Raw genomic sequence first — 9,597 nt, 5'->3', positions numbered from 1 at the left:
TGAAATTCCTATGCATGAACCTGGCACTGCTGGACCTGAATCAGGACAAACTTGATCAGGCCGTCGTAGCCTGTGAGGCTCTCGGGGTCAAGGCTCGCGCCTATCTATGCAATGTCGCCAATGAAGAACAGGTCGTCGACACGGTCAATAAGGTCGCCGAGGATTTCGGGGCCATTCATGGCCTGGTCAACAACGCCGGTATTTTGCGTGACGGCCTGCTGGTCAAGGTCAAGGATGGCGTGATGACCAAACTGAGCCTGGCGCAATGGCAATCGGTGATTGACGTCAATCTGACCGGCGTATTCCTCTGCACGCGCGAGGTGGCGGCGAAAATGATCGAGCAGAAGAGTCAGGGCGCGATCATCAATATCTCGTCGATTTCACGGGCGGGGAATATCGGACAAACCAACTACTCGGCAGCCAAGGCCGGCGTTGCCGCCGCGACCGTTACCTGGGCAAGGGAACTGGCACGCTACGGAATCCGCGTGGCGGGCGTGGCACCTGGGTTCATTGAAACCGAAATGACCGGCAGCATGCGCCCCGAAGCACTTGAGAAAATGACCTCGGCCATCCCGCTCAAGCGTATGGGCAAGCCCGACGAAATCGCCCACTCGGTGGCTTACATTCTTGAAAACGATTATTTCAGTGGCCGCATACTGGAGCTGGACGGCGCGATGAGAATCTAGTCAACGCATCCTGGCAGAACGATGCACACGGTGTGCATCGCTCGCCACATTGTTTACCAGCTCACACCGAAACCGGCGGTGTAGCGGGTCTTGTCCACGTCGCCGTTATCCGAGCCACTGATGATGTTTTTCTCGGCTTTCAGGTTAAGCGACGCCCAGTCGGTAACCTTGTAGCGCAGCCCGGCTTCGACATCCATGGAGTAATCGGCAACGCCGCTTAACGGTTTGCCCAGCTCGCCGTTGCTGAAGAACTCGAACTTCTTGCCGATCAGGTAGCGGTTGTAATCCCAGGTACCTGCGACCGAATAGAAGTTTTCCTTCTGGCCATTGGAGAATTCGAAATCTGTGCGGTTGAGCAGCGCACCGACCTTGAAGGCTCCCAGCTCGTCATCCCACAGCTGGTAACCAGGACCTGTACCGACAACACGCTGACGCGACAGGTCTTCGATCTTGTCGCGCTTGTAGGTGACACGAGCATCCCAGAAGAATTTCTCGGTCAGGAAGCGGTCCAGCGAGTATTCGGCGCTCCAGTTGTCGGTGCCCACCACATCATCGGTCGTTTCGCGGTTGTAATCGCCTTTGGCGTTATGGCGCCATTGACCGTGACGCGCCGAAGTCTTGAAGGCAATGTTGTAGTCATTGGTGTCGTTTTCTGCCTGCTGGAAATCCAGCGCCGCATCGATATTGCCTTTCCAGACAAGATCAGTGATAACCGGCTTGGGCTTGATGATCTGATGGATACTTGCCAGTTCGACGGTCTTGGGTGCATCGCCATTAGCCAGCACGACCTTGCCATCATCGGCAGCCTGCAACGACTTGGAGACTTCGCCTGTGTGCTCATCCTGCTTTACCAGCAGTGGCTGATCGCTTTGCAGGGTTTTGACCTGCTTCCAGTCCAACGGAATAGCGCCGCCGTATTCGGTCTGCAATAGCAGCTTGCCACCATCGAACACTTTGATTGTGCCAGTCAGCCGGTCACCGTTCTTCAACCAGACAGTGTCGGCAAGCAATGGAGTGGAAACGGTAGTAATTGCGAGGCACAGCAGGGTTCTGGACAACATAAGCGGTAATCAGGCTCTGTTTGGCGGGAAGGCGGGCATCATCCTGCAGAAGAACATCAAGGCAATCTCAATCCATGGACCGCCGGACACGGTGGTAACAGACAGCAGCGATCAACCAAAGTTCCGCGAACGACAATCAATATCGTTTTATACAGGATAAACGCGTGACCGACCCGGACTTGACACTTCTTTACCCTGGCGAGCAGTCAGCTACTGAAATACGACGTACAGCCCTCTACCTGACGATGGCGCAAATACCGGAGGGCAAAGTGGTCGCCTACGGTCAACTGGCTGAACTGGCAGGGCTGGGCAAAGCTGCGCGCTGGGTGGGCCGTACATTGAGTCAGTTGCCGGACGGCTCTTCCCTGCCCTGGCATCGGGTGTTGGGGGCCGGCGGTCGGCTCAGTCTGCCCGCTGGCAGTGTGTCCGGTGACGAACAGCGAGCCCGTTTACGCGCCGAGGGCATTACCATTCGGAATAATCGGGTGGATATGCAGCGCCATGGCTGGCGTCCCGTATAGCACAGCGGTTAGAGTGCGCCCTTTGTTTTCGTAACCTGAGGCAGATTCCAGCCCATGCCCCGTAAAACCTGGCGCGCCGCGCTCGCCGCATATGCCAGCCCGTCGACATTAGTGTTACTGCTGCTCGGATTCGCTGCGGGCATGCCTTATATGCTGGTCTTTTCGACCTTATCCGTGTGGTTGCGCGAAGCCGGTGTTGCTCGCGAGACCATCGGCTATGCGAGCCTGATCGGTCTTGCCTACGCCTTTAAATGGGTCTGGTCGCCCTTACTCGACCAATGGTGCCTGCCGTTTCTGGGCAAGCTGGGGCGGCGGCGCTCCTGGTTGGTGCTTGCACAGAGCCTGGTGATTCTCGGCCTGATCGGCATGGGTTTCTGCGATCCGCAGAAGCATTTGTCCTGGCTGATCGCAATTGCCGTGGTAGTGGCCTTCGCCTCCGCAACGCAAGACATCGCCATCGACGCCTATCGCCTTGAAATCGCCCAGGACACCCAGCAGGCCGCCCTCGCCGCCAGTTACATGTCCGGCTATCGGGTGGCCGCACTGCTGGCGACCGCGGGCGCGCTGTACTTCGCTGAAGGTTTCGGCTCCACAGGCTTTGCCTACAAGCATTCGGCGTGGACCGGCACCTATGTGCTGTTTGGCCTGCTGATGCTGCCAGCGCTGGTCACTACACTGATCATGCGTGAGCCGCCGGTGCCGTTGCGCACGCAATTGTCGGCAGCACGTTATGGCTTCACTCACCAACTGGCCTCAGTGTTTGTGCTGATCGTGTTACTGGTGTCAGTACCGGCAATGTTTACCCAGCTTTACAACACCGACTTCGCCAGCGTGCTGTTCAACGGCACCAGCTGGATGGACCTGCTGCTGGAAGACCGGGCTTTCTTGCGCGCCATTCTCTACACGCTTCTGACCTTCGCCTGTCTGTCGTCAATGGGTCGTCGCGGGCTGGCACCGGTGCTTACGCCGATCAACGACTTCATCATGCGTTATCGCTGGCAGGCCCTGCTGTTGCTGGGCCTGATTGCGACCTATCGAATGTCGGACACGGTGATGGGCGTCATGGCCAACGTGTTCTACATCGACCAGGGCTTCACCAAGGACCAGATTGCCAGTGTCAGCAAGATCTTCGGCCTGATCATGACCCTGCTGGGCGCTGGCGCCGGTGGTCTGCTGATCGTACGCTTCGGCATCATGCCGATCCTGTTCATCGGCGGCTTCACCTCGGCAGCGACCAACATCCTGTTCCTGTTGCTGGCGGACATGGGCCCGAACGTGAAGATGCTGATCCTGACCATCTCACTGGACAACCTCAGCTCAGGGCTGGCGACATCGGCGTTTGTCGCCTACCTGTCGAGCCTCACCAACCTTAAGTTTTCCGCCACTCAATACGCACTGCTCAGCTCAATCATGCTGCTGTTGCCGCGTTTGCTGGGCGGTTATTCCGGCGTGGTGGTGGAGAAATTCGGTTATCACAATTTCTTCCTGATCACCGCTTTACTGGGCATTCCAACGCTGGTGATGATCATCCTGCAATGGAGCCGCGAGATACGCACCGCGAAGGCCGAGGCACCGACAGCAGTTTCAGAGATCGAGAAGCCCTGATCGCCGGATCACTCATCAAGGAAAAAAAGTGGACACCGAAAACCAAACACGCCCTTTCAACCCCATCCCACTGATTCTTATCAGCCTGGGGATCTGGCTACCCATCATCGGCACCCTGCTGACATATTATCTGTCGCGAGATGCTGATGCCCTCTCCGGATCAATGGCTTTTGGCAGCGCCGTAGTGCTGCTCGCGCAGGTTGAAATCTTCGCGATCATCTTTCTGATGATTTATGCATTCGCCGTAAAGCCATGGAGACTGTCCAGAAAGATACGCACAGTGTTCTCCATCAACGCAGTAGCCGCCACTGTCGCGGGCATCGGCATTATCATCACGCTGGCCAATATAAGCCTGCAGTAATCGCCGAATAAAAAAGCCCCGACTCTCACAAGCCAGGGCTTTTTCATACCGCACAAACCACTATTCCTGAACCACCCGCACAATCCGCTGCGGCAATGGAATCTCGATGCCTGCGTCCTTCAAGCGGTCGCGCGCTTCGATGTTGAACATCGACGTCACGTCGCCCATGTCGCCACTGCTGGTCCAGACACGCAGGGACAAGGTAATTGCGTTCTCCCCCAGCGCTGCCACCACGGCCTGTGGGGCCGGGTCCTTGAGTACGCGCGGGTCGTCGGCCATGTCCAGCAGGACCTGCAAGGCCTTCTTGAGATCGGCATCGTGGCTGACGCCGATGTCGAAGGTGATCTTGCGGGTCGGCTGTCGGTTGGTGTTGGTGTTGGTGATGATGCCGTTGGACAGGTTGCCGTTGGGAATGATCACGGTACGGTTGTCGCCGGTGCGCAGCACGGTGTGGAAGATCTGGATGTTGTCGACAGTTCCCGACACACCCTGGGCTTCGATCCAGTCACCGATGCGAAACGGACGGAACAACAGAATCAGCACACCACCCGCGAAGTTCGCCAGGCTGCCTTGTAATGCCAGACCAATCGCCAGGCCGGCAGCACCGATAGCGGCCACGAACGAGGTGGTTTCGACGCCGATCATCGATGCGACGCTGACCACCAGCAGGATTTTCAGAATGATGTTGGCCAGGTTGCTGACAAAGCCCTGCAAGGCCAGATCGGCGTGTCGCAAGGCCAGCAACGCGCCCAGTTTTCCGGTCAGCCGGTTGATCAGCCACCAGCCCACACACAGCGTTACGACTGCCAGCAGCAAGCGGCTGCCGTACTCCATGATCATCGGAATCCAGGCCTGCGACGCTTGCCACAGATGACCGACTTCTGCGTTTAAATCCATCGTTATCTCCTTACCCGCCATGAACTGCCATCGAAACCACGGCGGCCTGCCGTCATTTCAATGCTCAAGGCGCTTCGGACTGGCCGGGGGACGCAGGGTTCCCCGGCTTTCAGTGCAAATAAAATATTAGTCGCGGAAGTTGTTGAATTGCAGCGGCATGCCCGAATCATAGGCACGCAGCGCTGCGATCGCTTCTTGCAGGTCGTCGCGTTTCTTGCCGGTAACCCGCACCTGCTCGCCCTGAATGGCGGCCTGGACCTTGAGCTTGGCTTCTTTGATATGAGCGACGATTTTTTTCGCCAGTTCCTTGTCGATGCCTTCGCGCAGGGTGACTTCCTGCTTCATCAGTTTGCCCGAAGCGTAGGCATCCTTGATCTCGAGGCATTTTGCGTCGATCTTGCGTTTGACCAGCGCCAGCTTGAGGATTTCGATCATGGCCTCCAGCTGAAAGTCTGCTTCTGCGGTCAGCGTGACAGTCAGTTCCTTGAACTCGAACGTGCCTTTGCCTTTGAGGTCATAGCGACGGTCCAGCTCTTTGATGGCATTGTCGACGGCATTCGTGACTTCGTGTTTATCCAATTCGGACACTACGTCGAACGAGGGCATGTATGTTCTCCAGATAAACGGCGTGCGCACGATTCGGGCACGCGTGACTTGACGGTTTGAAAGAACGCTCATTATAACGAGACTTTTCCTGCATTCACTGTGAGCCTTTCATGCACATCCTTGTTTTCACCTTCAGCAGACCGCTTCAACGCCTTAACGTGCCTCACTGATGGCGGTGACATGGCATGTTCTCGGCGCGGGAAGTCTGGGCACTCTGTGGGCGGCGCGACTGGCGCGCGCAGGTCTGCCGGTGCGGCTGATTCTTCGCAATGCTGAACGGCTGGCGGCGTATAACACCAGTGGCGGTTGCGTAACACTGGTCGAAAACGATATCGCCCACACGTACTCGGTCGAAGCACAGACCGCCGAACATCACCAACCCATCGAGCGGCTGCTGGTCGCCTGCAAGGCCTACGACGCTGAGCAGGCTGTTGCGCAGTTGGCACCGCGTCTGGCGGCGCATGCCGACGTCATCCTGCTACAAAACGGCCTGGGCAGTCAGGACGCTGTGGCTGAAAGAATCCCCCACATCCGCTGCGTGTTCGCCTCCAGCACTGAAGGCGCGTTTCTGGAGTCGGACTGGCGTGTCAGGTTCGCTGGCCACGGTTTCAACTGGCTTGGCGATGTATCGAACCCGACGGCACCCGCACTTCTGCAGGACTTGCACGCCAGTGGCATTCCCCACGAATGGACACCGGACATCCTGACGCGGCTGTGGCGCAAGCTGGCCCTGAACTGCGCGATCAACCCGCTGACGGTCCTGCACGACTGCCGTAATGGTGGCCTGCTCGAGCACGCCTGCGAGGTCGCAACACTGTGCGCCGAGCTGAGCGATTTGCTGGGCCGCTGCGGCCAGCCAGCGGCAGCGCTTGACTTGCATGCTGAAGTGCTGCGGGTCATTCATGCGACCGCCGCCAATTACTCATCCATGTACCAGGACGTGCTTCACGGGCGACGCACCGAAATCAACTACCTGCTGGGTTACGCGTGTGCGGCAGCCGTGCGTCATCGCTGTCCGGCAGCACACCTGCAGCAATTGCAGACACGTCTGACAGCACATCTGGCACACAAGGGTTTGCGTACTGACTAGCGCGCGCTACCCTGCTCGCATCACATGTCACTGCGACCTTCCCAATGCCTTTGCGCCAACGCCTGGAAAACCTGCCGGTAGGTCAGAAACTGCTGGCCGCCCTGCTGGTCCTGATGACCACCGTGCTGCTGGTTGCGAACCTGACCTTCATCAGCGCGGCTTATTACATTTCTCAGGAAGCGATGGCCCCGCAGGCCCTGCAGACCATTGGCCGTCTGATCAGCAGCGCCAATCTCAACGAGCGCGCCTTGAACTCGCCTGCCGATGCGCGTGGCTTGCTCAAGGAACTCAAAAGCTACGGCCCGCTACGTGCAGCGGCCATATACGACAACGACGGAGAGCGACTTGAGCAGATGCAACAGGGCGAGGGCCTGCAACTGCCCAGGCACTACAAGGACCTCGAAAGCTGGCGGCTTACCGAGTTTCGCAGCACGCAGGTCATTACCGTACCGAAAGGCGACGAACCGCCCGGGCACATGTTACTGGTTGCCAGCAGCGAGCTGCCTCCCGCGTTCTACACCGGCACACTGACCGCGAGTCTGGGCATTCTGGTGTTCAGCGTGTTGCTGTGGCTGGTGGTAGCACGACAGATCCGGCGCTTGATCACAGAGCCCATTTATCAGTTGGAAGAACTGTCGCGGCAGGTCACCCGCGAAGAAAACTACGCACTGCGCGCAGAGCCTGGCAACGAGGATGAAATCGGCAGTCTGGCCGAGGCATTCAATACCATGCTGTCGCGTATCGAAGCGCGTGAGCAACAACTCAAGCGCGCTCGAGATAACTCCCAGGAAGCTTACGATCAAGCACAGGGGCTGGCCGAGGAAACCCGCCACACCAACCGCAAACTGGAACTGGAAGTCCAGGTGCGCAGCAAGATCGAGAAGAAGCTCACCGGCTTTCAGAACTACCTCAACAGCATCATTGATTCGATGCCCTCGGCGATGATCGCGCTGGACGAGCAGCTGTACGTCACCCAGTGGAATCAGGAGGCGACAGCGCTGTCCGGAACCACGCTGGACGAAGCGTTGAACCAGCCGATCTTTCTGGCCTTCGAGCCGATGCGATCGTTTCTGCCGCAAATCAAGCACACCGTCGAGCGCCACAGCGTGACCAAGATCGAGCGCGTGACCTGGATCAAAAACGACGAGTCGGGCCACTATGCGCTGACGTTCTACCCGCTGACCGGCGATGCCGGGCGTGGCGTGGTGATCCGTATCGATGACATCACCCAGCGTATATCGCTGGAAGAAATGATGGTGCAGTCGGAGAAGATGTTGTCTGTCGGCGGTCTGGCAGCGGGCATGGCCCACGAGATCAACAACCCGTTGGGCGCCATTCTGCACAATGTGCAGAACATCAGGCGGCGTCTGTCCCCGGAACTGCCGAAGAACATAGAGCAGGCCGAAGCCGACGGTATCGATCTGGCGCAGGTCAATCATTATCTGGAAAGCCGCGAAGTACCAAAACTGCTCGATGGCATCCAGCAAGCGGGTGCCAGGGCAGCAAAGATTGTCAGCCACATGCTCAATTTCAGTCGCTTGAGCAGTCGTCAGCTGTCAGCCTGCGACTTGCCGGCGTTGATCGATCAGGCAGTGGAAATTGCCAGCAACGATTTTGACCTTACCGTCGGTTTCGACTTCAAGGGCCAGCACATCATCCGTCAGTTCGACCCGGAACTGGGTCCGGTACCGTGCATCGCCAACGAACTGGAGCAGGTGCTGCTGAACCTGCTGAAAAACGCCGCCCAGGCCATTCACCAGCGCCCGGAGAGCGAGGAGCCTGGACGCATCATCCTGCGTACCCGTCTCAACCCGCCCTGGGCCGAAATTCAGGTGGAGGACAACGGCATCGGCATGTCCGAAAACGTCCGAAAACGTACTTTCGAACCGTTCTTTACCACCAAGGAAATCGGCCAGGGCACCGGGCTGGGTCTGTCGGTGTCGTATTTCATTGTTACCAATAATCATAAAGGCCAGATGGAGGTGCATTCCTCTCTCGGCACAGGCACCTGCTTTACGCTGCGTCTACCGCTGGTGGCCAACCAGGTAAGCGTTCAGCAGCAGGTTATTTCCAAGTCTTGATCAGGAATCGCAGCAATGGGCTTTCGTTTGTCGAAGATTTACACACGCACCGGTGATGCCGGAGAGACCGGTCTGGGCGACGGTCGACGGGTGTCCAAGGATCATCCGCGCGTCGAGGCCATTGGCGAGGTCGATACGCTCAACAGCCAGCTCGGCCTGTTGCTGGTCGGGCTGATCGATGAGGCCAAAAGCGTGCCGGCTCTCAACGAAGTGATCGAGGTGCTCGCGCCTTGCCAGCATCGGCTGTTCGATCTGGGGGGCGAACTGGCAATGCCGACTTACAAAGCGCTGAAGGACGCTGAGGTTGAGCGGCTGGAAGCGGCAATCGATGTGTGGAATGAAGAGCTGGGGCCGTTGGAAAATTTCATCTTGCCAGGCGGCTCATCACTGATCGCTCAAGCGCACATCTGCCGCAGCCTGGCGCGCAGTGCCGAACGCCGTTGCCAGCATTTGAATGCGGTCGAGCCACTGGAAGGCGCCGGGCTGGCGTATATCAACAGGCTGTCGGATTTGTTGTTCGTCGCAGCTCGGTTGATCGCCAGAAGACAGGGCATCGCGGAAATACTCTGGCAGCCCGCGCCCAAGCCGGTTTGATGAGCATCCGAATGGCTGCGCGGCGCAGATTTGTGACGTGGGGCGTTTTCACGTTGAAGCGTAGGGGCTTTTGTGGGGAGCGGACCGGGCGACGC

10 protein-coding genes are annotated in these 9,597 nt (G+C 58.1%); 7 read left to right on the top strand and 3 right to left on the bottom strand.

Translation table 11 applies throughout. The features are described from left to right. Positions 1–686 (top strand): SDR family oxidoreductase (locus tag ALO64_RS10005; protein WP_054991707.1); only part of this gene is annotated, 686 nt, incomplete at its 5' end. A gap of 53 nt (positions 687–739) precedes the next feature. Here the strand turns inward: ALO64_RS10005 and ALO64_RS10000 are convergent. Beyond that, the gene (locus ALO64_RS10000; RefSeq protein WP_002555026.1) at positions 740–1,747 is read right to left on the bottom strand and encodes a DUF481 domain-containing protein; all 1,008 of its coding nucleotides are present in this window, start codon (positions 1,745–1,747) and stop codon (positions 740–742) included. Positions 1,748–1,911: 164 nt separating this feature from the next. Between ALO64_RS10000 and ALO64_RS09995 the strand changes: the two genes are divergently transcribed. The 3 genes from ALO64_RS09995 to ALO64_RS09985 are packed head-to-tail and all read left to right on the top strand — an operon-like array spanning position 1,912 to position 4,234. Then, the gene (locus ALO64_RS09995) at positions 1,912–2,268 is read left to right on the top strand and encodes an MGMT family protein (protein ID WP_044343943.1); all 357 of its coding nucleotides are present in this window, start codon (positions 1,912–1,914) and stop codon (positions 2,266–2,268) included. A gap of 54 nt (positions 2,269–2,322) precedes the next feature. Beyond that, positions 2,323–3,873 (top strand): AmpG family muropeptide MFS transporter, encoded by a 1,551-nt coding sequence (locus tag ALO64_RS09990; RefSeq protein ID WP_044343942.1) that lies wholly within the window; start codon positions 2,323–2,325, stop codon positions 3,871–3,873. Between the two features lie 28 nt (positions 3,874–3,901). Continuing rightward, on the top strand, positions 3,902–4,234 hold the full coding sequence (locus ALO64_RS09985; protein ID WP_044343941.1) for a hypothetical protein: 333 nt from the start codon (positions 3,902–3,904) through the stop codon (positions 4,232–4,234). Between the two features lie 60 nt (positions 4,235–4,294). Here the strand turns inward: ALO64_RS09985 and ALO64_RS09980 are convergent, their stop codons facing one another. Both ALO64_RS09980 and ALO64_RS09975 read right to left on the bottom strand, forming a co-directional pair. Continuing rightward, complete coding sequence (locus tag ALO64_RS09980) at positions 4,295–5,131, bottom strand: mechanosensitive ion channel family protein (RefSeq protein ID WP_044343940.1); 837 nt, start codon at positions 5,129–5,131, stop codon at positions 4,295–4,297. A gap of 126 nt (positions 5,132–5,257) precedes the next feature. Further along, entirely contained in the window at positions 5,258–5,737 is a 480-nt protein-coding gene (locus ALO64_RS09975) for a YajQ family cyclic di-GMP-binding protein (RefSeq protein WP_002555031.1), read from the bottom strand. A 169-nt stretch (positions 5,738–5,906) separates the two neighbouring features. Here ALO64_RS09975 and ALO64_RS09970 point away from each other — a divergent pair, with 169 nt between their 5' ends. Genes ALO64_RS09970 through ALO64_RS09960 form a run of 3 tightly spaced genes read left to right on the top strand, consistent with a single transcriptional unit; the run spans position 5,907 to position 9,502 of the window. Then, the gene (locus ALO64_RS09970; protein WP_044343939.1) at positions 5,907–6,827 is read left to right on the top strand and encodes a putative 2-dehydropantoate 2-reductase; all 921 of its coding nucleotides are present in this window, start codon (positions 5,907–5,909) and stop codon (positions 6,825–6,827) included. A 44-nt stretch (positions 6,828–6,871) separates the two neighbouring features. Then, positions 6,872–8,908: a sensor histidine kinase gene (locus ALO64_RS09965; RefSeq protein WP_044343938.1), complete on the top strand. Its 2,037-nt coding sequence runs from the start codon at positions 6,872–6,874 to the stop codon at positions 8,906–8,908. A 15-nt stretch (positions 8,909–8,923) separates the two neighbouring features. Then, positions 8,924–9,502: a cob(I)yrinic acid a,c-diamide adenosyltransferase gene (locus tag ALO64_RS09960; RefSeq protein ID WP_044343937.1), complete on the top strand. Its 579-nt coding sequence runs from the start codon at positions 8,924–8,926 to the stop codon at positions 9,500–9,502. Positions 9,503–9,597 lie beyond the last annotated feature (95 nt).

This window comes from Pseudomonas meliae (assembly GCF_001400515.1).
Lineage (GTDB): Bacteria > Pseudomonadota > Gammaproteobacteria > Pseudomonadales > Pseudomonadaceae > Aquipseudomonas > Aquipseudomonas amygdali.
This window is presented reverse-complemented; position numbering and strand designations above follow the sequence as displayed.